Origin of the sequence: Methylobacterium sp. J-092, from assembly GCF_022829325.1 — a bacterium.
In the GTDB taxonomy this organism is placed as follows: domain Bacteria; phylum Pseudomonadota; class Alphaproteobacteria; order Rhizobiales; family Beijerinckiaceae; genus Methylobacterium.
This window is the reverse complement of record NZ_JAKSXU010000098.1, coordinates 1-22,308: the sequence shown is the minus strand read 5'-3', so window position 1 is coordinate 22,308 and position 22,308 is coordinate 1. Positions and strand designations below refer to the sequence as shown.

At 71.3% G+C, this 22,308-nt stretch carries 17 protein-coding genes, 2 tRNA genes and 3 pseudogenes; 10 read left to right on the top strand and 12 right to left on the bottom strand.

Features of this window, described 5'->3' with window-relative positions:
• The 3 genes and pseudogenes from MKK60_RS11170 to MKK60_RS11160 all read left to right on the top strand — a co-directional run.
• Window positions 1-128, top strand: a pseudogene (locus MKK60_RS11170) (IS5/IS1182 family transposase); the annotation flags it as partial.
• A gap of 8 nt (window positions 129-136) precedes the next feature.
• Window positions 137-304: pseudogene (locus MKK60_RS11165) on the top strand (anaerobic typically selenocysteine-containing protein); the annotation flags it as partial.
• Between the two features lie 190 nt (window positions 305-494).
• Window positions 495-758, top strand: a complete 264-nt coding sequence (locus MKK60_RS11160) for a hypothetical protein (RefSeq protein ID WP_243985728.1) — start codon at window positions 495-497, stop codon at window positions 756-758.
• 147 nt (window positions 759-905) lie between these two features.
• On the opposite strand, the gene MKK60_RS11155 is transcribed toward MKK60_RS11160, so the two are convergent.
• From MKK60_RS11155 to MKK60_RS11145, 3 genes and pseudogenes are all read right to left on the bottom strand, one after another.
• The gene (locus tag MKK60_RS11155; RefSeq protein WP_243985726.1) at window positions 906-2,075 is read right to left on the bottom strand and encodes a DUF3987 domain-containing protein; all 1,170 of its coding nucleotides are present in this window, start codon (window positions 2,073-2,075) and stop codon (window positions 906-908) included.
• A pseudogene (locus MKK60_RS11150) lies at window positions 2,074-2,823 on the bottom strand (tyrosine-type recombinase/integrase); the annotation flags it as partial. The gene MKK60_RS11155 and the pseudogene MKK60_RS11150, both read right to left, overlap by 2 nt.
• Before the next feature lie 142 nt (window positions 2,824-2,965).
• Window positions 2,966-3,058, bottom strand: a tRNA-Sec gene (locus tag MKK60_RS11145).
• Between the two features lie 146 nt (window positions 3,059-3,204).
• Between MKK60_RS11145 and MKK60_RS11140 the strand changes: the two genes are divergently transcribed.
• The 5 genes from MKK60_RS11140 (at window position 3,205) to MKK60_RS11120 (ending at window position 10,250) form a co-directional block, all read left to right on the top strand.
• Complete coding sequence (locus MKK60_RS11140; protein WP_243985723.1) at window positions 3,205-5,556, top strand: sensor histidine kinase; 2,352 nt, start codon at window positions 3,205-3,207, stop codon at window positions 5,554-5,556.
• Window positions 5,553-6,923, top strand: coding sequence for a sigma-54-dependent transcriptional regulator (locus MKK60_RS11135; RefSeq protein ID WP_147726345.1), 1,371 nt, complete (start codon window positions 5,553-5,555; stop codon window positions 6,921-6,923). Before MKK60_RS11140 ends, MKK60_RS11135 begins: the two co-directional genes overlap by 4 nt.
• 222 nt (window positions 6,924-7,145) lie before the next feature.
• Window positions 7,146-7,400 (top strand): RNA chaperone Hfq, encoded by a 255-nt coding sequence (gene hfq, locus MKK60_RS11130; RefSeq protein WP_066925253.1) that lies wholly within the window; start codon window positions 7,146-7,148, stop codon window positions 7,398-7,400.
• 142 nt (window positions 7,401-7,542) lie between these two features.
• Window positions 7,543-8,949 carry a GTPase HflX gene (gene hflX, locus MKK60_RS11125; protein WP_147843072.1) on the top strand — a complete coding sequence of 469 codons (1,407 nt, stop codon included), beginning with the start codon at window positions 7,543-7,545 and terminating at the stop codon, window positions 8,947-8,949.
• Window positions 8,950-8,975: 26 nt separating this feature from the next.
• Entirely contained in the window at window positions 8,976-10,250 is a 1,275-nt protein-coding gene (locus MKK60_RS11120; RefSeq protein WP_243985721.1) for an adenylate/guanylate cyclase domain-containing protein, read from the top strand.
• Window positions 10,251-10,346: 96 nt separating this feature from the next.
• On the opposite strand, the gene MKK60_RS11115 is transcribed toward MKK60_RS11120, so the two are convergent.
• The 6 genes from MKK60_RS11115 to MKK60_RS11090 all read right to left on the bottom strand — a co-directional run bounded on the left by MKK60_RS11115 (window position 10,347) and on the right by MKK60_RS11090 (window position 17,325).
• Window positions 10,347-11,903, bottom strand: a complete 1,557-nt coding sequence (locus MKK60_RS11115) for a SulP family inorganic anion transporter (RefSeq protein WP_147729750.1) — start codon at window positions 11,901-11,903, stop codon at window positions 10,347-10,349.
• Between the two features lie 11 nt (window positions 11,904-11,914).
• Window positions 11,915-12,625, bottom strand: coding sequence for a carbonic anhydrase (locus MKK60_RS11110; RefSeq protein ID WP_243932908.1), 711 nt, complete (start codon window positions 12,623-12,625; stop codon window positions 11,915-11,917).
• Window positions 12,626-12,840: 215 nt separating this feature from the next.
• The gene (locus MKK60_RS11105; RefSeq protein WP_147729318.1) at window positions 12,841-13,134 is read right to left on the bottom strand and encodes a hypothetical protein; all 294 of its coding nucleotides are present in this window, start codon (window positions 13,132-13,134) and stop codon (window positions 12,841-12,843) included.
• Between the two features lie 366 nt (window positions 13,135-13,500).
• Entirely contained in the window at window positions 13,501-15,756 is a 2,256-nt protein-coding gene (locus MKK60_RS11100; protein ID WP_243985719.1) for a xanthine dehydrogenase family protein molybdopterin-binding subunit, read from the bottom strand.
• Window positions 15,749-16,831, bottom strand: a complete 1,083-nt coding sequence (locus tag MKK60_RS11095) for an FAD binding domain-containing protein (protein WP_243985717.1) — start codon at window positions 16,829-16,831, stop codon at window positions 15,749-15,751. The genes MKK60_RS11100 and MKK60_RS11095 overlap by 8 nt, the downstream gene beginning before the upstream one ends.
• Window positions 16,828-17,325 carry a (2Fe-2S)-binding protein gene (locus MKK60_RS11090; protein WP_243985715.1) on the bottom strand — a complete coding sequence of 166 codons (498 nt, stop codon included), beginning with the start codon at window positions 17,323-17,325 and terminating at the stop codon, window positions 16,828-16,830. Before MKK60_RS11090 ends, MKK60_RS11095 begins: the two co-directional genes overlap by 4 nt.
• A gap of 225 nt (window positions 17,326-17,550) precedes the next feature.
• Here MKK60_RS11090 and MKK60_RS11085 point away from each other — a divergent pair, with 225 nt between their 5' ends.
• Together MKK60_RS11085 and MKK60_RS11080 are read left to right on the top strand one after the other, a co-directional pair.
• Window positions 17,551-18,696 carry a sensor histidine kinase gene (locus tag MKK60_RS11085; protein WP_147844257.1) on the top strand — a complete coding sequence of 382 codons (1,146 nt, stop codon included), beginning with the start codon at window positions 17,551-17,553 and terminating at the stop codon, window positions 18,694-18,696.
• Window positions 18,697-18,829: 133 nt separating this feature from the next.
• A complete protein-coding gene (locus tag MKK60_RS11080; RefSeq protein ID WP_147859536.1) occupies window positions 18,830-19,342 on the top strand; it encodes a hypothetical protein in 513 nt (170 codons plus the stop codon).
• A gap of 289 nt (window positions 19,343-19,631) precedes the next feature.
• Here MKK60_RS11080 and MKK60_RS11075 read toward each other — a convergent pair whose 3' ends face one another.
• The 3 genes from MKK60_RS11075 to MKK60_RS11065 all read right to left on the bottom strand — a co-directional run bounded on the left by MKK60_RS11075 (window position 19,632) and on the right by MKK60_RS11065 (window position 22,246).
• Complete coding sequence (locus tag MKK60_RS11075) at window positions 19,632-21,269, bottom strand: DEAD/DEAH box helicase (protein ID WP_243985713.1); 1,638 nt, start codon at window positions 21,267-21,269, stop codon at window positions 19,632-19,634.
• 63 nt (window positions 21,270-21,332) lie between these two features.
• Complete coding sequence (gene cobF, locus MKK60_RS11070; RefSeq protein ID WP_243985711.1) at window positions 21,333-22,091, bottom strand: precorrin-6A synthase (deacetylating); 759 nt, start codon at window positions 22,089-22,091, stop codon at window positions 21,333-21,335.
• Window positions 22,092-22,169: 78 nt separating this feature from the next.
• A tRNA-Met gene (locus MKK60_RS11065) sits at window positions 22,170-22,246 on the bottom strand.
• Window positions 22,247-22,308 lie beyond the last annotated feature (62 nt).

Genomic DNA, 22,308 nt, shown 5'->3' with positions numbered 1-22,308 from the left:
GCTTCGGCTGGATCGCCCGCTGCCGCAGGTTGGCTCGCGACCACGAGGCTACCCCGTCCTCTGCGCTCGCCTTCTTCGTCCTCGCCGCAGCCATGATCCTCGTCAGACGGATCGCCCGAGCTTTATGAAACAGGGTCTGACACATGACGCCAGTGAGAAGGGCTACACGATTAAGCGGAACGGCAAGGGCGTCCTGAAGGTCCGGACCATGAAGGCGGGCGAGTCGGCTTATGGCTGCACCAGCAACCGCAACGCGGACGCACCCTTCGTTGGCAAGCTGATCCTCAGCCCTCCGGCCGGCTAGAGGGCGCTGCGGCCGAGATCGGCTGTAGACCCGAATTTTGCAATCTACGGGTATGGAAACACCATGCTACTGTGTTGCGCAGTTCGTTCCCCATGGTTCCGCACTGGTGCACCTCATGAGCTTTTGGCGCTCGCTCAAGATATTCTTCAGTCGGTCAGGTTCTTCGGGAGGATCTACCTCAGATAGACGAATGCTGGGCGTGGACCTTGCAGAGAAAGGTAATTTCTCGACCCAATTCAATGAGGCCATGATGGTGCTCAATGAACGGATAAATCGTAAATTTCCAGACAACTACCAAGCGGGCTTCAATCCTAATCGGGATTACAGTCGTGACTACGGCGATGATCGAGCCGCAGCTATCGACACAGCCTCTGCAGCCGTCGCATCTGCGTTGCGAAAGGGCGCAGGGGTGAGGCAGGCAGCCGAAGCAGGAGCCACGAGTATCGGCATCTAAGCGGCGGGTAGGAGGTTGGCTCACGCATCCACCTCCGCTGCGTTGTTCGCGCGCAGCTCGTCCAGGAAGTCGGCCGGGATGCCGGACTGCGCCCACCGCGCAAGCATGTTGTGGCGGAGAGGGCGGTACTTTTGACTGAATTGCTGCTCACCCCTTCGTAGCGACCGAAAATATCTTACCCCCCTGTGCCGTTTGTGCCTTTGGCGCCAATAGCTCTGTTTTTGGCGCTATTGGCGCCAATGACACTACCGGCACAGGGGGCCCCATCTTTCTAAGGATGGGGATTTCGGCAAAAGGGCGGTCGGCAATCACCTCCGGGTGGACCTCGTAGTTCTGTGCCTTTCGACCCTTGCGCTCGCCGGCACGGGCGAAGCGCTGCCGGATGAGGTTGGCCTCCAGAAGCTGCTTGCAGGCCGCCTCCATGTCGCTGGCGTCCCGCAACATGCCGCCGACCTGGCGCCGGACATCCCGCGCGTTGAACTCGCCGATCCGGTTCTGCCGCAGGTGCCGGGCGAGCAGCATGCCGCGCCGCTCGACGACTGGGATCGATGCATCGCCGAACACGCGCTCGGCCATCGGCAGGAAGTAGGCGTTCAGGAGATCAGCAGCGGCGGTGACGGCATCCGGGGATATCTCCCTCGGCTCCGCCACGCTCGGTGCCCCGCCGCACCACCATAAGTGCTCCAGAACAGCCGAAAGCCGGAGCGCGTGTCCGCGCGCCTTGCCGAGCGTACCGGCGAGCAACCCGCTGGCCTCGTGGCAGCGCTCGACCATGTCACGGGCGAACGCCTCCAGCCGATCCTCCGCCTCCGGTGTCAGGCGCAGCCTCACCGGCTCAGGCTGACCGAACTCGTCGATGCCTTGAGCGAGGTCGGTGAGCCGCGCGAAGGCTGACTGCATCGGCCCGTCGTCCTGAACACCACGCGCGAGCGTGAACTCGGGCTTGGTGTCCGGCCAGGCCCAGAGCAGACGCGAGGCCAAGCCGTCGTCGGGGCCGTTGAGGATCATCTCCAGCTTGTCGGGCTGGACGCCGCCGAGCACGCCGATGCTGAGATGCCGGATATGAAGCGGCTCCGGGTTCTTCATCCGATCGACGACGTAGGAACGGCCGCCGTACATCTCGATCGCGAAGGCCCGATCGGACCCGCCGCCACCGTACTTATCGAAAGCACCGAGCCAGCCGGCTAACTCGTCGCGCACGAGCAACAGGCCGCGCGGCAGGCCCGCTGCCAATGCGCCCAGCGCCTCGACGGTGGCGTCGGCGACGCGGATGCGAGGCCGAACCGGAGCCGGCGGCTCGCGGGCATTGTCTGGCACCCGTGCGGGCTGCCGTCAGGATTGTGAAAGCCATCAGCTTGGAAGCGATGCCGGGCTGGCCTTCCAGCAGACGCATGAATGCCGGCACCTCGACGAAGGGGAGGGCGGCGTGGTGCGAGACACGCTGGATCTTCGCACGCCGTGGGAGAAGGTTCTGAAGGTGCCCGCGCCAACGGGCCGGGTTTTCGCCTGCTCGAAATCCCCGAGCCTTCGCCCAATCGAGAATGGACTCGATCCGGCCGCGGACTCGCACGGCGGTTTCGGGCTTTGTAGTCCAGATTGGCTCGATTGCCTTTGTCACGAGCGCAGTGTCGATCGCCTGAACCGACCGATCGCCAAACACCGGATAGACGTAGGCTTCGAGCGTCGCGGCCCACTGCGCGCCGTGCTTAGCGTTGCGCCAGCCAGCCTTATGCGCCTCGATGTACGCCTCTCCACACTGCCGGAAAGTCATAGCGCGGGCCGCCTCAATGTCGGCCTCGCGACGCTGCTGCTGCCTAGCTTCGATCGGGTCGACGTTGTCGAAGCAGAGCTTCCGGCAGACTAGGGCTTTGTGACGCGCCTCGACGAGGGAAAATGTGTTTGCAGATCCGAGGCCCATCTCACGCGATTTGCCGCGCAGGGTGTACCGAAAGACCCAGCTTTTCCCGCCCTTGCCAGACACCTGGAGCCACAGCCCGCCGCCGTCTCCATACAGTCCGGGAGTTTTCAGGCGGGCAACGGCGAGGGCGGTGAGCTTGCCTTGCATGGTATTCGCATCCACGACGCTATCCACATCGTAGGCGTGAATTTGGGAGAACGCCAGCGGCTGCTGACGAACGGCTGGATCTGATAAATGCTTGTTTTTCTGGAGGTTAGCGACCGGCAACGAATGGCTGCGAATGGGTCGTTGGCGGAAGCGGATGGGAATCGAACCCACCGTACGCTTTGGGCGTACCACTGGTTTTGAAGACCAGGAGGGCCACCAGACCCCGTTCGCCTCCGCCGACCGGGATAGCATCGTCCGGCCCGGGGTCCAAGCGCGCGCGGAGGCCGAAGCGTCGCGGCCGGAGCGCCGGGCGCGCGGCGCGACCGGGCGAATGCCCGATTCGTAATAATTTCGCCACACTGTGGTGGCTCTGCATCAGCCATGCCGTTTCTGCGATCCAGGACTTCGGAGGCCCCGTCGGCGAGGCCCGACGAGGGCGGTGCCTCCGTCCCCGACGCGCTGCGGGCGGGGCCGCGCGGGCCCGGCTGGATCGGCGCCGGGGTGGTCGTCACCGCCCTGATCTCGGCGATCGCCACCTTCCTGGTGCTGGCCGGCGTCATCCGCGTGACGCCGACGCCGACGATCGGCGTCACCCTGCTCGCCATCAACGTCGCCCTGGTGCTCGGGCTCGCGGTGATCATCGCCTGGGAGGCGCGGGTCTTCCTGCATGCGCGGCGCGCCAACGCGGCGGTGGCCCGGCTCCACACCCGCATCGTCGGCCTGTTCTCGCTGATCGCGATCCTGCCGACCTGCCTGCTGGCCGTCGTCGCCTCGGTGACGATCGACCGCGGCCTCTCCCTCGGCTTCACCGACCGGGTCCGCGACGTGGTGCTGAAATCCGTCGAGGTGGCCGACGCCTACCAGGAGAACCAGTGCCAGTCGCTGGCGCGCGAGATCCGCATCCTCAACGACGACCTGACGCGGGCGCGGCCGAACTTCGACGTCAACCGCGACTGGTTCGAGGGCTTCCTCACCACCCGCGCGACCAATCTCGGCCTGCCGGTCGCCCAGATCATGCGCGGGCCGAACGAGGTGGTGGCGCGCGCCAAGATCGACGTGCTCAAGACGACGCGCCTGCCCTCGGCCGCCGCCTTCGAGGACGCGGCCAAGTCCAGCGACCCGATCTGCCTGCTGCCGACCGAGGGCCGCGTCTTCGCGGCGATGTTCCGGATGCCGGCCTACGACGACGCGGTGCTGCTGGTGCAGCGCGAGGTCAACCAGCTCGCCATCGACTTCCCCGGCGTGTCGCGCGCGGCGGCGGCCGAGTACCTCACCTACGATTCGCTGCGCACCTCGATCCAGGTGACCTTCGCCTCGATCTTCGTGCTGATCGCGCTGATCGCGCTGCTCTCGGCGGTGTGGTTCGGGATGAACTTCGCCAACCGCTTCGTCGCCCCGATCCGCCGCCTGATCAACGCCGCCGACCAGGTCGCCTCGGGCAACTTCTACGCTCAAGTTCCGGCGCGGAAGACCGACGGCGACCTCGCTCATCTCGGCGAGAGCTTCAACAAGATGACGCAGGAGCTGCGCCGCCAGCATGCCGGGCTGACCGCGGCGAGCGACCTGATCGACCGCCGCCGGCGCTTCACCGAGGCCGTGCTGTCGGGGGTCTCGCCCGGCGTCGTCGGCGTCGATGCCGCTGGCTTCGTCACCATCGCGAACCCGGCCGCCGAGCGGATGCTCGATCTCGCCGACGGCGCGCTCGTCGGCCAGCGCCTGTCCGACGCGGTGCCGGAGCTCGCCCCGCTCCTGCCCGGCGCCGAGGGGCGCCAGCGCGCGCAGGCGCACCAGATCCAGCTCACGCGGGGCGGGCGCGAGCGCACCATCGCGGTGCGGGTCACCAGCGAGCAGGCGCAGGGCGGCGCGCGCGGCTTCGTGGTGACCGCCGACGACATCACCGACCTCGTCTCGGCCCAGCGCACCTCCGCCTGGGCGGACGTCGCGCGCCGCATCGCCCACGAGATCAAGAACCCGCTGACCCCGATCCAGCTTTCGGCCGAGCGCATCCGGCGCAAGTACGGCAAGGTCATCACCGCCGACAAGGAGGTGTTCGACCAGTGCACCGCGACGATCATCCGCCAGGTCGACGAGATCAAGCGCATGGTCGACGAGTTCTCCTCCTTCGCCCGGATGCCCAAGCCCGCGATCGCCGAGAACGACCTCACCGAGATCGCCAAGCAGAACCTGTTCATGATGCGGGTGGCGCACCCCGACATCGACTTCGCCTTCACCGCGCACGGCCTCGGCGGCACCGGCACGGCGGAGGCCGAGAAGATCACCGCGGCCTTCGACATCCGCCTGCTGAGCCAGGTGATCACCAACATCCTCAAGAACGCCGTCGAGGCGGTGGCCGAGGTGCCGGAGGCCGAGCTCGGCAAGGGCAAGATCGGCTTGAGCCTCACCGTCGAGGAGGGCTTCGCCACGATCGCGGTGACCGACAACGGCAAGGGATTTCCCGTCGAGGGGCGCCAGCGCCTGCTGGAGCCCTACATGACGACCCGCGAGGGCGGCACCGGCCTCGGGCTGGCGATCGTGAGCAAGGTGCTGGAAGAGCACGGCGGCGGGATCGAGCTGAACGACAACCCCGCCGGCCGCGGCGGCCAGGTGTGCATGCGCGTGCCCCGCGCGCTGTCGCCCGCGGACGACGCGGTCGCGGGCCCGGCCCGCCCCAACCCTGACGAGAAGGGCGCCGCGACGACGGCCCCCCGAGAGATTGCGGAGATGCAGCCATGAGCGCCGATATCCTGGTGGTCGACGACGAGGCCGACATCCGCGACCTGGTCGCCGGCATCCTCGACGACGAAGGCCACCGCTCGCGCACCGCGGGCAGCTCCGACGAGGCGCTCGCCGCGATCGAGGCGCGCCGCCCCCACCTCGTCTTCCTCGACATCTGGCTGCAGGGCTCGCGCCTCGACGGCCTGCAGGTGCTCGACCTGATCAAGGCGTCCCACCCGGACCTGCCGGTGGTGATGATCTCGGGCCACGGCAACATCGAGACCGCGGTCTCGGCGATCAAGGCGGGCGCCTACGACTTCATCGAGAAGCCGTTCAAGGCCGACCGGCTGATCCTGGTGGCCGAGCGCGCGCTCGAGGCCTCGCGCCTGCGGCGCGAGGTCCGCGACCTCACCGCGCGCTCCGGCACCGCCAACCGCATCGTCGGCGGCTCGGTGGCGATCAACCAGCTGCGCCAGACGCTGGACCGCGTCGCCCCGACCAACGCCCGGGTGATGATCACCGGGGCGCTGGGCTCCGGCAAGGAGCTCGCCGCGCGCGGCCTGCACAAGGCCTCGGCCCGGGCGAGCGGGCCGTTCGTGCTGCTCAACGCGGCCGCGATCCTGCCGGAGACGATGGAATCGGAGCTGTTCGGGGTCGAGGCCGGCGGCGAGCAGGGGAGGCGGGTCGGCGCGCTGGAGGAGGCGCATGGCGGCACCCTCTACCTCGACGAGGTCGCTGACATGCCGCGCGAGACGCAAGGCCGGATCCTGCGCGTCCTCGTCGACCAGAACTTCCAGCGCGTCGGCGGCACCACCCGCGTCCACGTCGACGTCCGCATCATCTCGTCCTCCTCCCGCGACCTCGCCGAGGAGATCGCCGCTGGGCGCTTCCGCGAGGACCTGTTCCACCGGCTCTCGGTGGTGCCGATCCGCGTGCCCTCGCTCTCGGAGCGCCGCGAGGACGTGCCGGAGCTGATCCAGTTCTTCATGGACAACATCTCGGCCCAGACCGGGCTGCCGCGCCGGGTCATCGGGCAGGACGCGATGGCGGTGCTGCAGTCGCACAACTGGCCGGGCAACGTGCGCCAGCTCAAGAACAACGTCGAGCGGCTGATGATCCTGACGCAGGCCGACCCGGACCAGGAGATCACCTCGGAGATGCTGCCCTCCGAGATCGGCGCCCTGGTGCCGACGACCCCGAACGGCGCCGGCGGCGAGAAGCTGATGAGCCTGGCGCTGCGCGAGGCGCGCGAGATCTTCGAGCGCGAATACCTCGTGGCGCAGATCGCCCGCTTCTCGGGAAACATTTCCCGGACCGCCGAATTCATCGGCATGGAGCGCTCGGCCCTGCACCGCAAGCTGAAGTCCCTGGGGATCGGCCCCTGAGCGCCTTGCGGGCGGATGACGGAAGCGGTGAGAAGCAACCCCCGTTCGTCGCGTGCGGAGCCGGTTCGGGTCTTGCATCGGCGCCGGAATTGAACCTGTAATGCACGGTTCCGCTCCGCGGCGGGCTCCTCAAGACCAGCGCTGCGGCGGCAGGATCGATGCCGCGGATAGAACGAAAACCCGCTCCCGAAGGCGGGCGCCAAGACAACAAAGGACAAGAAGATGGCGGCCGAACGCGCACAGAACCTGCAAGACACCTTCCTCAACCATGTCCGCAAGAACAAGATTCCGTTGACGATCTTCCTCGTCAACGGCGTCAAGCTGCAGGGCGTGGTGACTTGGTTCGACAACTTCTGCGTGCTGCTTCGCCGCGACGGCCATTCCCAGCTCGTCTACAAGCACGCGATCTCGACGATCATGCCGGGCCATCCCGTGCAGCTGTTCGAGCCGGACGAGACCGCCCCCGAGAAGGCGTGACCGGGCGCTCCTGACGCGCGGCCGGCCCCGGTCCGCGCGAGCGTGTTCCGCGCCATCTTGGTTCGCCGGCCGCTCAGCCCCATCTGAGGGGTTCCGAAACGCATCACGCCGCCGCCCCGACGGGCGGCGGCTCAAGGATTCCATGACCGAGACGCTGACCTCCGGCGAGGCCCGACTGCAGGCGATGGCCGCGCCGGAAGGCGAGATCGCCGCCGCGACCCACACCCTCGTCATCGGTCCCTACCTCAGCCGCACCGCGGCCGCGTCGCCGCACGGGCCGGCGCCGGTCTCGCGCTCGACGCAGGCGCGGCTGGAGGAGGCGGTGGGGCTGGCCGCCGCGATCGAGCTCGACGTGGTCGAGGCGATCCCGCTCAGCCTCGCCCGCATCCGGCCCTCGACCTATCTCGGCAAGGGCCGCGTCGAGGAGATCGCTGGCCTGATCAAGGCGAGCGAGATCGGCCTCGTGGTGATGGATTGCGCCCTGTCGCCGGTGCAGCAGCGCAACCTCGAGAAGGAATTCGGCGCCAAGGTCATCGACCGTACCGGCCTGATCCTCGAGATCTTCGGCCGCCGCGCCTCGACGCGCGAGGGCACGCTCCAGGTCGAGCACGCCCACCTGGCCTACCAGAAGTCGCGGCTGGTGCGGTCCTGGACCCACCTGGAGCGCCAGCGCGGCGGCTTCGGCTTCCTCGGCGGCCCCGGCGAGACCCAGATCGAGGCCGACCGGCGCATGATCCAGGAGCGCATGACGCGGATCGAGCGCGACCTCGACGCCGTCACCCGCACCCGCGGCCTGCACCGGCAAAGCCGGGCGCGCGTGCCCTACCCGATCGTGGCGCTGGTCGGCTACACCAATGCCGGCAAGTCGACGCTGTTCAACGCCCTGACCAAGGCGCAGGTGGTGGCGCAGGACATGCTGTTCGCCACCCTCGACCCCACCGCCCGCGCCACCAAGCTGCCGCACGGCGAGACCGTGATCCTGTCCGACACCGTCGGCTTCATCTCCGACCTGCCGACCGCCCTGATCGCCGCCTTCCGCGCCACGCTGGAAGACGTGATCGAGGCCGACATCCTGCTCCACGTGCGCGACGTCGCCCACGTCGATTCCGAGGCGCAGGCCGAGGATGTCGGCACGGTGCTGGGCGAGCTCGGAATCGAGATGTCGGCCGACCGGATCATCGAGGTCTGGAACAAGGCGGACCTGCTCGACGAGGGCGAGCGCACGCGCCTCGCCAACCTCTCGGCCCACGACCGCAACGACCGCGACGGCGCCGCACCGGTGCTCGTCTCGTCGCTGACGGGGGAGGGGCTGTCGGCGCTGACCGCGCGGATCGAGGCGCGCATCGCCCGCGCGCGCTCGACCTTCGCGGTCATCCTCGGCCCCGAGGAGGGCGCGGCCCTGCACTGGCTCTACGAGAACGCCGAGGTGCTCGACCGGCGCATGGAGGAGGGCGGCACGCTGCACCTCGCCATCCGGATCGCGCCGGAGAAGGAGCCGCGCTTCCTCAACCGCTTCGGCGGCGCCCGCCGGCTCAGCCGGGCCGGGTAGTCCCGACCCGCGCGGGCACCCGCCTCATGCTCGACGACAGGGCCGCACAGCGCGCGCAGGACGAGAACACCGTCCTGCGGCTGATGCAGCGTGCCACCGGCGGTCGCCTGCTGGTCCTGCGCGTGGTGATCGTGCTCGTGCTGCTGATGGCGGCGCAGGTCTACGACGGCTCGCTGCACGCGCTGAGCCACTGGTTCATCCTCGGCCTCTATGCGGCGGGCTCGGTCTGGTTCGGCCGGGCCGAGCGCGGGGAGGGGCGCCACGCGGAAGGCTTCGCCTGGGCCGGCACCGGGCTGAACGCCGGGCTGGCGATCTACGTCCTCGTCGAGCACATGCTGGCGGGCGCCGCCGACGATGGCGGGGCCGCCGACGCGGTGAGCCGGCTGCCGGCCTTCCTGCTGCTGCTGCAGACCACGCTCAGCATGCGCGTGTGGCACGCGGCCCTGTTCTCCGGCACGGTCGTCTTCGCCTGGGGCGCCGCGATCCTCGTCGGCCTCGTCAACCCGGCGGGCTTCCTCGGCCCGCATGTCGATCTCGGCGAGCAGGTGCCGGGACTGCTGACCTTCCTGGCCGCGAGCGTCGTGGTGGTCGACGGGGTCGCACGCCTGCGCCACGCCGCCGGCGAGGCCGTGCGCCTCGAGCACGAGCGCACGCAGCTCGCCCGCTTCGTTCCCGACGGCGTCGCGACCGAGCTCGCCCGCGACGGCGACCTCGGAACGGCACGCCGGCGCCATGCCTGCCTGCTGGCCCTCGACGTCCGCGGGTTCTCGCGCCTCAGCCGCGAGCATCCGCCCGAGGCGATGGTGCGCGCGCTGCTCGCCATCCGCGCCCTGGCGCATGCGGCCGTGACCGAGCACGACGGCATCGTCGACAAGTATGTCGGCGACGCCGTGCTGGCGCAGTTCGTGGTCGGCGGCCCGGTGGCGCAGGCCCGCGGCGCGCTGGCCTGCGCCCGCGCGATCCGCACCCGGCTGTCCGCCCTGAACCGCACCCGCGCCGAGGCCGGCGACTTCCCGCTCCGCGTCGTCGTCGCGCTCCATGCCGGCGACCTCCTCGTCGGCGTCTTCGACGACGGACTGCGCGCCGAGTACACCGTGCTCGGCCCGGCGATGAACACCCTCGCCCGCCTCGAGACCCGCGCCAAGGCGGCCGATCTCGACGTCGCCGCCTCCGAGGATTTCCTGCGCCTTCTGGGGCCCGCCCTCCCGGACGGCGCGCGGGCGGTGCCGGTGGCGGAGGCGGGGGCCCTGCAGCCGCCCCTCTTCGCGATCGCGGATGCCGCCGTCCCGGCGGACGCGTAAGGCCGGAACGTGCGGGCTCGGGCACGCGATGAGCCGGCACCGCTCGCGCGATGCCGGCCCCGTCGTTCCGTCCCCTCGTTCCCGCGTGTCCGCCGCTCAGTCCTTGGACGGTGCCGCCACGGCCGCGACGAGCTTCTCGTGCGGCCGGCCGAACCCGCCGACGACCGACACCCGCGTGCCCGAGGCGGCGCGCCGTCCCGCCCAGTCCCCGATCATCTCCAGGCAGGTGTGGTCGATGTGGGCGAGGTCCTTCGTCCCGAGGCGGACCTCGCCGCCCTCGGGGGTCCGCTCCAGCGCCTCGGTGAGGTGCGGGAGCTGCAGGAAGGTGGCCGAGCCCGAGAGGCGCAGTTCCGGCACCCCCGCCACCTCCGTCGCCGCCGCGTGCTCGATCCGCAGGCGGCCCTTGCGCAGCGTAGGAATGACCTGGAGCAGGCTGAGCCCGAGCCCGACCAGCACGCCGGTGAGCAGGTCGGTGGCCACCACCATCACCATCGTCGCGAGCCAGATCGCGGCGGTGAGCCAGCCGTAGCGCGCGTGCAGGTGGACGGCGTGGTGGGGCCCGATCAGGCGCCAGCCGGTGACCACCAGGATGCCGGCGAGCGCGGCCGTCGGCACCAGCTTCAGCACCCAGGGGAGGGCGAGCAGGAAGGCGAGGATCCACGTCCCGTGCATCACCGTCGAGGCCCGCGTCGCCGCGCCGGCCTGGACGTTGGCCGAGGAGCGCACGATCACCCCGGTCATCGGCAGGCCGCCGATCAGGCCGCAGATCAGGTTGCCGACGCCCTGCGCGCCGAGCTCGCGGTTGTACTGCGTGCGCGGCCCGTCGTGCATCCGGTCGACGGCGGCCGCCGACAGCAGGCTCTCGGCGCTGGCGACGGCGGCGATGGTCAACGCCATCACGATCATCGTCGGCTCGAGCAGCCGGCCCCACTCCGCCGCCCCCGGCATCGACAGGGTGGACAGGATCGCGTCCGGGACCTCGATCCGCTTGACCGCGAGGCCGCCGAGCCCGGCGACCGCGGTGCCGGCGAGGACGCCGATCAGCGCGCCGGGCACCATCCTCATCCGCGCCGGCCGCAGGCGTTCCCAGGCGATCATCGCCGCGATGGTGGCGAGGCCCACCGTGACGGCGCCGACGCGGTTGCCCTCGCCCGTGACGAAGTCGAAGAACGCGGCCGGGATCGCCACGAGGTTGTCGAGGCCCGAGGCCAGCGGCAGGGCGTCGGTGAGCACGTGGACCTGGCCGAGCACGATCAGCAGGCCGATGCCGGCGAGCATCCCGTGCACCACCGCCGGCGAGATCGCGCGGAACCAGCCTCCGACCCGGAGCGCGCCGGAGGCGACCTGGACCGCGCCGGCGAGCACGAGCACCGGGCCGAGCATCCCGAGCCCGTGCTGGCGCACGAACTCGAACACGATGACGGCAAGCCCCGCCGCCGGCCCGCTGACCTGCAGCGGCGAGCCCGCGAGCAGTCCGACGACGATGCCGCCGACGATCCCGGTGATCAGCCCGCGCTCGGGCGGCACCCCCGAGGCCAGGGCGATGCCCATGCACAGCGGCAGCGCCACGAGGAACACGACGAAGGAGGCCGGCAGGTCCCGCGCGAGGGAGGCCGGGAGGATGCGCGCGGGGGGCGTTTGGGTGGGTCGCATCGGCCCGGCCCCTACGCGGCCGCCTGCGGCGGCGCGTATTCCGGCGCCGCCATGCGCACGGCCGAGCCTTGGGCAACGGGGAAGTCGCCGGCGGAATCGAGGGCGTCGAGCGGCAGGAAGCGGCCGGCCTCGCCGTCATAGGCCAGCAGGGTGCCGGTCTCGATCTCGAAGAACCAGCCGTGCAGCCGCAGCTGGCCCTTGGCGAGGCCCGCGGCCACGCTCGGGTGGGTGCGCAGGTTCGCGAGCTGGACGATCACGTTCTCCAGGGCGAGCGCCCGGTGGCGCTCCTTCGGGTCCATGTCGGCGGGATAGGCCTCGCAGACGATCCGCTCGGCCGCATGGCTGTGCCGGAGCCAGGCGGCGACGTTGGGCATCCTCGCCAGGGCCTCGGGGCTCATCAGCCCCTTCATCGCGCCGCAATCGGAATGGCCGCAGACCACCACGTCGCGGACGCCGAGCGCCACGACGGCGTACTCGATCGCCGAGGAGACGCCGCCGGTGGCGGTCGAGAACGGCGGCACGATGTTGCCGGCGTTGCGGCAGACGAACAGCTCGCCCGGGCCGGCCTGGGTGATGTGCTCGGGCGAGACGCGGGAATCGGCGCAGGCGATGATCAGGGCCTTGGGCTGCTGCCCGTCCCTGACCAGCCGCTGGTACATCGCCTGCTGCCCCGGGAAGACCTTGTCCTGAAACTCGGAGATGCCTTGGATGATGTTGTCCACGAAGGATCCTCTTGCGCTGAAACGATGTGGGCGCCGACTCGCGGCGATCGCTGCGATGCCGGCACGGCGGGGCGCGTCCCGTCGAGCGGCGCCGCGACGGCGATCCCGTCGGCCCTGCGCGGCGCGGACGCGAGCGAGCCCGCGCGGGGGCGGCGGTGCGGGCTCGGATGTCGGGCGGGGCGGCGCCGGATGCCGGCGCCGGGCGGCGGATCGGATCAGCGGCGGCCGCGGGGGGCCGCGCTTCCGGACGCCCAGTGCGGCGAGACCACGTCGCGGCGCGCGACGGTGGCGCCGGGCATGTCGGAATACATCGGTGCGCCCAGAAGCTGCCCGGTGCGGTTGCGCTGCGAATGGGCGGAGCGGGGGTCGTGGTAGGGGTCGTTCACGTAGGAGCTCATGTGGCCGCCGCCGGCCGGCTGGCGGTCGCCGCCACCGCCCTCGCCGGCCCGAGCCGCGACGGGGAGGGCGAGAACGGCGGCGAAGAGCGCCGAGGCAACGATGCGCGTCATGAGATAATCCTTCCTCTCGAAGTTTTCTTCTGCAGGACATGCCGCCCTGCGCCAACGAGAAGAACATAACCAATGTCGTTCGACGAATATGTGTGCGAATGCACAATTATAGCAAACTATATTTAATCCGTTTCTCTTTCGACTTGGGTGCGGCGGCGCACGCGGACCGTCCGCTGCGACGAACGGAGCGGGATTAGACGCTGGCCGGCACCGCCGCAGCCCTTCGGGAGCGCAGGCGACCTGCGGATCGCGGGTCGGGCCGAACGACGACGGAGGCCGCGCCGCTGAGCGACGGGCCTCCGGGAGGGCAGGGCGGTCGGGACCGGGTTCGCGCCGGCGTGGGCTGCCGGATCGCGACGGCGGGCGCTACCCGAGCAGCTTGTCCAGCGTGATCGGGATCTCGCGCACCCGGATGCCGGTGGCGTGCCAGACCGCGTTGGCGATGGCGCCGGCCGAGCCGGTGATGCCGATCTCGCCGACGCCCTTGATGCCGAGCGCGTTCACGTGAGCGTCGTCCTCGTGCACCAGGATCGCCTCCATGGCCGGCGTGTCCGCGTTCACCGGCACGTGGTATTCGCCGAGGTTGTCGTTGAGGAAGCGGCCGGTGCGGGCGTCCATCGCCGCGTGCTCGTGCAGCGCGAACGACATTCCCCAGATCATCCCGCCGTAATACTGGCTTGTGACCAGGCGCGGGTTGACGATGCGGCCGGCCGCGAACGCGCCGACGAGGCGGGTGACGCGGATCTGGCCGAGATCGGGGTCGACCTTCACCTCGGCGAAGACCGCGCCGTGGGCGTGCATGGCGTAGGTCTTGGCCGCCGCCGGATCGGTCGAGGCCTTCCCGGTCGCGGTGAGGCTCGCCCGTCCGGCGCGTGCCAGGATGTCGGAATACGCCTCGCTGCGGCTCTCGTCGTCGCGCCGGAAGAGTCGTCCGTCGCGGGCGACGAATCCGGCATTGCCCGCGCCGTAGAGCGGGGAGGCGGAATCGTTGGTGGCGAGGTCGGCGAGCTGCGCGATCACCGCCTGGCCCGCCGCGTGGATCGCCCCGCCCGCGGTGGCGGTGTGGGCCGAGCCGCCGGCGATGCCGGCGTTCGGCAGGTCGGAGGAGCCCATCCGGAAGGTCAGCCTGTCGAGGCCGATCCCGAGCCCGTCGGCGGCGATCTGGCCGAGCGCGGTCCAGGCGCCCTGCCCCATGTCGTGCGCGCCGGTCTCGATCAGGCCGGTGCCGTCGGCCCGCAGCTCGGCCTTCGCCTGCGCCTCGAACATCAGCGCCGGGAAGGTCGCGGTGCCCATGCCCCAGCCGACGAGGAGGCCGTTCGCGTCGCGGGTCTGCCGCGGCGCTCTCGGCCGCGCCGACCAGCCGAAGCGCTCGGCGCCGCGGGTGTAGCACTCGCGCAGGGCCTTGGAGGAGAACGGCTTTCCGGAGATCGGCTCGACCTCGGCATAGTTCGCCAGGCGGAATTCCAGCGGGTCCATGCCGCAGGCCAGCGCCATCTCGTCGATCGCGCTCTCCAGCGCGACGCTGCCCGAGGCCTCGCCGGGCGCGCGCATGAACAGCGGCGTGCCGGTGTCGACCCGCACCGCCTGGTGCCGGACCGCGATGGCCGGGCTGGCGTAGAGGGTGTGCGAGACGCCGCCGGCCGGCTCGAAGAAGTCGTCGAACCGGCTCGAGGCCGTCAGCGTCTCGTGCTCCAGCGCCGTCAGCTTGCCGGCGTCGTCGGCGCCGAGGCGGAAGCTCTGCCGGGTCTCGGCGCGGTGGCCGACCGGGCCGTACATCTGCGCGCGCGCGAGCACCAGCTTGACCGGCCGGCCGACGAGGCGCGCGGCCATGCAGGCCAGGATCTGCGGGCCCGAGATCAGGCCCTTCGAGCCGAAGCCGCCGCCGAGGAACGGGCTCTCGATCCGGATGTTCTCCGGCGCGATCCCGAACAGCCCGGCGAGGCGCCCCTGGGCCATCGACATGCCCTGGCTCGGCGTGTGCAGCGTGAGCTGGTCGCCGTCCCAGGAGGCCACCGCCGCGTGCGGCTCCATGGCGTTGTGGTACTGGGCCGGGGTCTCGTAGGTCGCCGCGATCCGCCGGCTCGCGGCGGCGAGGCCGGCCTCGACGTCGCCGTGGGTCTCCTCCGGGGGCTGGCCGACGCCGATGCCGGGGGGCGTGAACGGCGGCTCGGCGTCGAGGCCGATGCGCGGCGTCTCGGCCTCGTAGCGCGGGCTCAGCAGGCGCGCGCCCTCGGTGGCCGCCTCCAGCGTCTCGGCGATCACCACCGCGATCGGCTGGTTGGCGTAGCGGACGGCCGAATCCTGCAGCAGGTCGAGGCGGAAGATGAAGCCGTGGGGCTTGTCGTCCGGGTGCTGGGCGAGGGCGGGAGCGTTGTCCGGCGTCATCACCGCGACGACGCCCGGATGGGCCTCGGCCGCCGCCACGTCGAGATGGGTGACGCGCCCGCGGGCGATCCGGGCGACGCAGAGCGCCGCATGGAGGGTGCCGTCCGCGACGTTGTCAGCCGCGAAGGTCGCCCGGCCGGTGACCTTCAGCGGCCCGTCGCGCCGGGTCAGGGGCTGGCCCATGCTCGATCCGTGGCGGGCCCGCTGCGGCGCGGACGTCAATGCGATCTCAGCCATGGGCGGCTCCTGCCGGCGAAGGGGAGGGGACGGCGAAAGGGGCGGCGAACGGCGAGGCCGGCAGCGCCGGCAGGCGCTCCGGCGTGCCGGCGGCCGCCAGCGTCAGGGCCCGCACGAGGATGCGGCGGGCGAGCTCGATCTTGAAGACGTTGGCTTCGCCCGACGGCTTGGCCCCGGCGAGCGCCGCGTCGGCGGCCTTCCGGAACACATCCGGGTCCGGCGCCTGGCCGGCGAGCAGGCGTTCCGCCTCCCGCGCCCGCCACGGCTTCAGCGCCACCCCGCCGAGCGCGAGGCGGGCCTCGCCGATCCGGTCGCCGTCGAGGCGCAGGCCGGCCGCGGCGGAGACCACCGCGAAGGCGTAGGAGGTGCGGTCGCGGACCTTGAGGTAGCGGGCATGGGCCGAAAACCCGGCCGCCTCCGGCGGCAGGCGCACCGCGACGATCAGCTCGCCCGGCGCCAGGTCGGTCTCGCGCTCCGGCGCATCGCCGGGCAGGCGATGGAAGTCGACCAGCGCCACCGCACGCCGGCCGCCCGCGCCCTCGATCTCGACGACGGCGTCGAAGGCCGCCAGCGGCACGCAGAAATCCGATGGGTTGGTGGCGATGCAGTGCTCGCTCCAGCCGAGCACCGCGTGCAGCCGCGTCGCCCCGCCGATCGCGGCGCATCCCGAGCCCGGCGCGCGCTTGTTGCAGGGGGAGGTGGCATCCGCGAAGTACGGGCAGCGGGTACGCTGCATCAGGTTGCCGGCGGCGGTCGCGGCGTTGCGCAGCTGCGCCGAGGCGCCCGCGAGAAGCGCCTCGGCCACCGCGGGATAGGTCTTGGCGAAGCGCGGATCGTGGGCGAGGTCGCTGTTGCGCACCAGCGCGCCGATGCGCACGCCGCCGTCGTCCAGGAACTCGATCCGGTCGAGGCCGGGGAGGCGGGTGACGTCGACGAGGCGGGCCGGCGTCACGACGCCGCCCTTCATCAGGTCGAGCAGGTTGGTGCCGGCGCCGAGATAGGCCGCTCCGGGCGCCTGCGCCGCCGCGATCGCCTCGGCGACGCTGGCGGGACGGGTGTAGTCGAACAGGTTCATGCCGCGTCCTCCCGCATCGCCGCGCCGTCGCCGGCGCCCTGCGCGGCCAGAACCGCCTCACTGATGCCGGCATAGGCGCCGCAGCGGCAGAGGTTGCCGCTCATGCCCTCACGGATCCGCTCGGGATCGGTCCCCGCCTGCCCCTCCGTGATCAGCCCGACCGCGCTCATGATCTGGCCCGGCGTGCAGAAGCCGCACTGGAAGCCGTCATGCGCGATGAACGCCGCCTGCACCGGGTGCAGAGCGTCGCCGTCCGCCAGCCCCTCGATGGTGGTGACGGAGGCGCCGTCGAGGCTGACGGCGAGCGCGAGGCAGGCGTTGATCCGCCGGCCGTCGACCAGCACCGTGCAGGCGCCGCACTGGCCGCGGTCGCAGCCCTTCTTCGATCCGGTGAGATGGAGGCGCTCGCGCAGCAGGTCGAGCAGGGTCACGCGGGGATCCTCCAAGAGGACCTCGCGCACCATGCCGTTCACGGTGAGCCTGAGAGGTATCATGCGATCTCCGGGCATGGCGCAGCTGGGATGGCGCAGCTTGGACTGAAACCAGATAGGATCGTGCGGTGCGAAGGCCAGGGGACGGACCTTCGCGCGGCGAGGGCAGGGGGCGCGGCAGCGCGCAGGGCGGGGGCAGGGAAGGGGGCGCGAACGGGAACGGCGCGGGCAGGGCGGTCCGCAACGCGCGTCGCCTCCCGCACCCATCCCTGCTACCCTCCCCGCGTCATGAGCGATCACCATCCGGACCTGAACTACCGCCTCCGCCAGCAGGCGATCCTGTCCGAGTTCGGCGTCGAGGCCCTGCGCGGCGAGGACGTCGACGCGCTGCTGCAGCGGGCGACCGAACTCTGCGCCGAGGGCATGGGCGCCGAGTTCTGCAAGGCGCTGGAGCACCTGCACGACGAGGACATGCTGCTGGTGCGCGCCGGCGTCGGCTGGGGACCGAACGTCGTCGGCCACGCCCGCGTCGGCGCCGACCTCGCCTCGCCCGCGGGCTTCGCCCTCAAGACCGGCCGGCCGGTGATCTCCAACCACCTCGAGAACGAGAACCGCTTCCGCACGCCGCAGATCATGGCCGAGCACGGCATCCGCCGGGCGATCAACGTGCTGATCGAGAACCGCGAAGGCGCCTTCGGGGTGCTCGAGGTCGACGATACCCGCGAGGGCATGTTCACCGAGGCCGACATCGCCTTCATGCAGGGCTTCGCCAACCTGCTCGGCGGCGCGATCGAGCGGCAGCGCACGGAGGGGCTGCTCAAGCAGGCGCTGGCGCGGCAGGACCTGCTCGTCCGCGAGATGAGCCACCGGGTGAAGAACAGCCTGGCCATCGTCGCGAGCCTGCTCGCGCTGCAGGCGCGCAACGCCGACGACCCGGCCGTGCGCGACGCCCTGATCGACGCCCGCACCCGGGTCGAGGCCATCGCCGGTGTCCACGACCAGCTCTGGCGCCAGGGCGACACCACGCCGGGCGAGATCGACCTCGCGCAGTTCCTGGAGACGTTGACGGCCAACCTGCAGAGCAGCGCGCCGAACCACCGCATCCGCTGCAGCGCCGAGCCGCTGCGGGTCTCGGCCGACCGGGCGATCCCGATGGGATTGATGGTCAACGAGCTCGTCACCAACGCGATCAAGTACGCCTATCCCGACAGGACCGGGGAGGTGCGCGTGGGCGCCGCCTGCACCGGCGCGGCGCTCGTCCTCGACGTGTCGGACGACGGCGTCGGCCTGCCGGCGGATTTCGACATCGGCCGGGCCTCGGGCAGCCTGGGCATGCGCGTGATCGCGAACCTCGCCCGCCAGCTCGACGCCCGGATCGCGACGCCGCGCGGGCAGGGCGCCCGCTTCCACATCGAGATCCCGCTGGAGGCGTGAGACCGGTTCCGGCACGGTGGGCGCCGGAGGGCGCTGCGCGACCGCACGAAGATTTGCATCGGGCCGGCCGGTCATGCGTCATGCGCCGGACGCTGGCGCACCCTACGCTGCAGGCCGGATACGAGGAGATGCCATGCCCCGCTTCCCGGTCTTGTCGCGCGTCCCGGCCATGCCCCGCTTGCCGATCGCCGCGCTCGCGGCCCTGTGTCTCGCCGCTCCCGCCTGCACGCGCCCGGCCCTCGCCACGCCGGCCGATCCGATTCCGCCGACCACGCTGACGCCGCCCGCGCCGCCCACGCCTCCGCCGCCGGCCGCGTTCCCGCTGATGCGGGTGGTGCCGAAGGGCGAGGCCCGCACCATCGCGTTCTTCGCCTCGCTGTTCCCGGACTGCTCCTCGCAGGGCCCGGTGGTGATCCGTACCCTGGAGCAGCCCCGGCACGGCTCGATCGAGCTGGCGCAGACGGATTCGTTTCCCCGTTACGGCGTGGGATCGGCGCTGGCGGCCTGCAACGCCCGCAAGGTGCCGGGCTTGAAGCTGACCTACACCTCGGAGGAGGGGTTCGAGGGGCTCGACACCTTCCGCATCTTCGTCATCAACGCCGACGGCACCGGCTACGAGTCCGACGTGCGCGTCACGGTGCGCTGACCGCACTCGATTCCGGCCGCCGACCGCCCGGGATCGCCTGCGGAAACACGCCCCTGAAGGGCACATCCGTCATTCGCATAAGATATATTATGGAACATGAAAGGCTGATGTCCACGAGGCGAGGGGCTTCGGCCGGTCCCGAACCAGCTGGCATGCCAGCATCCGGCAGGATCGCCTTCACGGCCTCGGCGATCCGGGCCCGGCGGATCCAGGCTCGCGTCGTCCCGGGCGAGGGCGCTCCGAGCCCCCTGCCCTCTACGCTTGCCCCGGGTCACGAACGCCCTCGGCATCAGGCGGCCAGCGCATCGGCCAGGCGGCGGACATCGGAGACGATGCGTCCGTCGGGGAAGCGGCAGGCCACCTCCTCCGAGGCCCGGCCGCTCGGGCGGATGCGGATCGCCGCCGGACACACCAGCTCGTCGCGGCGGTCCAGGGCTTCGGCGGCATCCATCGGCGCCGCGCAGCCGCCGCCGAGCCCGCGCCACCACTGCACCGCCTTGTCGCGGGCAAAGCCCGTCCGCTCCAGAGCGAGCCGGATGCGATGGGCGCCGTCGGAGCAGCGCAGCACGATGTCGAGGCCGTCCGCCCCGCGCTCGAAGCGCCAATCCGAGACCGGCCGCCAGCCGTCCGCGCGCTCGGACAGGATCGGCAATTCGTCGTCGGCCGCGGCCTCGTGCTTGGCGGACGCCGCGTCGTCCTCCGGTTCGATCCAGCAAGGCTCGCAGGTCGAGGCGTTGAGCGCGATCAGCGCGCCGCAGCCGGGGCAGGGCTTGGCCCGCGCCAGCCCTTCCCTGCCCTTCACCGCGGCGGCGGTGCGGGCGGTGACCACGTCCACCGGGCCGTGCATCCGCACCAGGCCGGCATAGTCGAGGATCAGCGCGTCGCGCTTGCCGGGCGCGTTGCGCAGCGCGCGCCCGACCTGCTGCACGTAGAGCCCGGTGCTCTGGGTCGGCCGGAGCAGGGCGATGAGGTCGACCTCCGGCACGTTGAAGCCGGTGGCGAGCACGCCGACGGAGGTCAGGCAGCGGATCCGCCCGGCGCGGAAGGCCGCCACGATCCGGTCGCGCTCGCGCCGCGGGGTCTCGCCGGAGATCGTCTCGCAGGAATGGCCCTCCGCGCGGATCGCGTCGCGCACCGCGTCCGCGTGGCTGAGCCCGGCACAGAAGGCGAGCCAGGCCCGGCGCTCGCGGCCGTAGCCGACCATCTCCTCGACCGCGGCGCGGGTGATCCAGTCGCGGTTGACCGCCGCTTCGAGCTGGCTCGGGATGTAGTCGCCGCCGCGCTTGCCCACGCCGGCGACGTCGAGGGCGGTCAGCGTCGCCTTCGACAGGAGCGGGCACAGATAGCCCTGCCCGATCAGGTCGCCGGCATCGACCTCGTAGACGATGCCCTCGAAGATCCGGCCCGCGCCTTCGTCGAGGCGTCCGCTGTCGAGCCGATAGGGCGTCGCGGTGAAGCCGACGACGCGAAGCTCCGGCCGCAGCGCCCGCAAGCCGGCGAGGAAGCGGCCGTAGCGGGTCTCGGCCGAGCGCGGGATCAGGTGCGCCTCGTCCACGATGACCAGGTCGCGCGGGCCGATCGCGTCGAGCCGGTCGGCGACGGATTGGATGCCGCAGACCAGCACCTGCGCCCCCGCCTCCCGCCGCCCGAGCCCGGCGGAGAAGATCCCGGCTGGCGCCTCCGGCCAGTAGCCGGTGAGCTCGGAGAAGTTCTGGGCGATCAGCTCCCGGCTGTGGGTGACGACGACGATGCGGGCGAGGGGATCCGCCTGCAGCGTCTCCCGCGCGAGCGCCGCGATCACCAGCGCCTTGCCCGCGCCGGTCGGCAGCACGATCAGGCCGTCGCGCAGGGGCTGGCCCCCTGCCCCGCTCCAGGCGGCGGCAAGCGCGTCGAGGCTGGCACGCTGGTAGGGTCGCAAGGTCAGCATGGCGCACGCTCTACCGCAGCCGGGCGCACGCGTCCGTGGCCCGTTCGCCGCGCCCGGCTGGGATCAGGGCGTCTCGGGCGGTTGCAGCAGGTAGACGTCCATGATCCAGCCGTGGCGGGCGCGTGCCGCGGCGCGCTGCCGGCGGATCTCCGGCCCGACGGTGCCGAGCCGCCCGACGATCAGGAGTTCGTCCGGCGAGCCGAGATAGGCACCCCAGTGGATCGTCAGCTCGGGATCGAGATGGTCGAAGCGCGGGTCGGCGTCGAGCATCACCACGACGCTGCCGACGCCCGGCGGCAAGCCATCGGCGATCGCGCGGCCCGTGGTGATGTGGACGGCCCCGCCGATCCGGTTCAGCGGGATGCGGTGGGCGGCCGCCAGCATCTGCACGCTCGAGATGCCGGGGATCACCGTATAGGCGAAGGCTCGGGCATCGCGGGCGAGGATGCGCTCGAGGATGCGCAGGGTGCTGTCGTAGAGCGCCGGATCGCCCCAGACCAGGAAGGCGCCGACCTCCCCTGCCCCGAGATTCGTCGCGATCAGGCCGCCGAGGAGGTCGGCCCGGGCGGCGTGCCAGGCCTCGACCGTGGCAGCGTAGTCCGCCGGCCGGCGCTCGCGCGGGGGATCCTGCGCCACGACCACGCGATACGCCTTGCGGATGTGCCGGGCGCAGATCGTTCGGCGCAGGGCGACGAGGTCGTCCGTGTCGGCGCCTTTGTCGAGGACGAACACCGCGTCGACGTCGGCCAGGGCCCGCACCGCCTGGAGGGTGAGGTGCTCCGGATCGCCGGTTCCGATTCCGATGACGCGGAGGGTTCGCATGAGGCTTGACGAAGCTCGTTGACCGCGCACGACGAAGCCCGCGCCGTCGTGTCGGACGGCGCGGGCTTCATGCTGATTTGGTTGCGGGGACAGGATTTGAACCTGTGACCTTCAGGTTATGAGCCTGACGAGCTACCGGGCTGCTCCACCCCGCGCCAGGGTGTGTGCTGGTCCTGGTGTGTGGACCGGCACGTTCGGCGATCGTGGTGAGGGACTG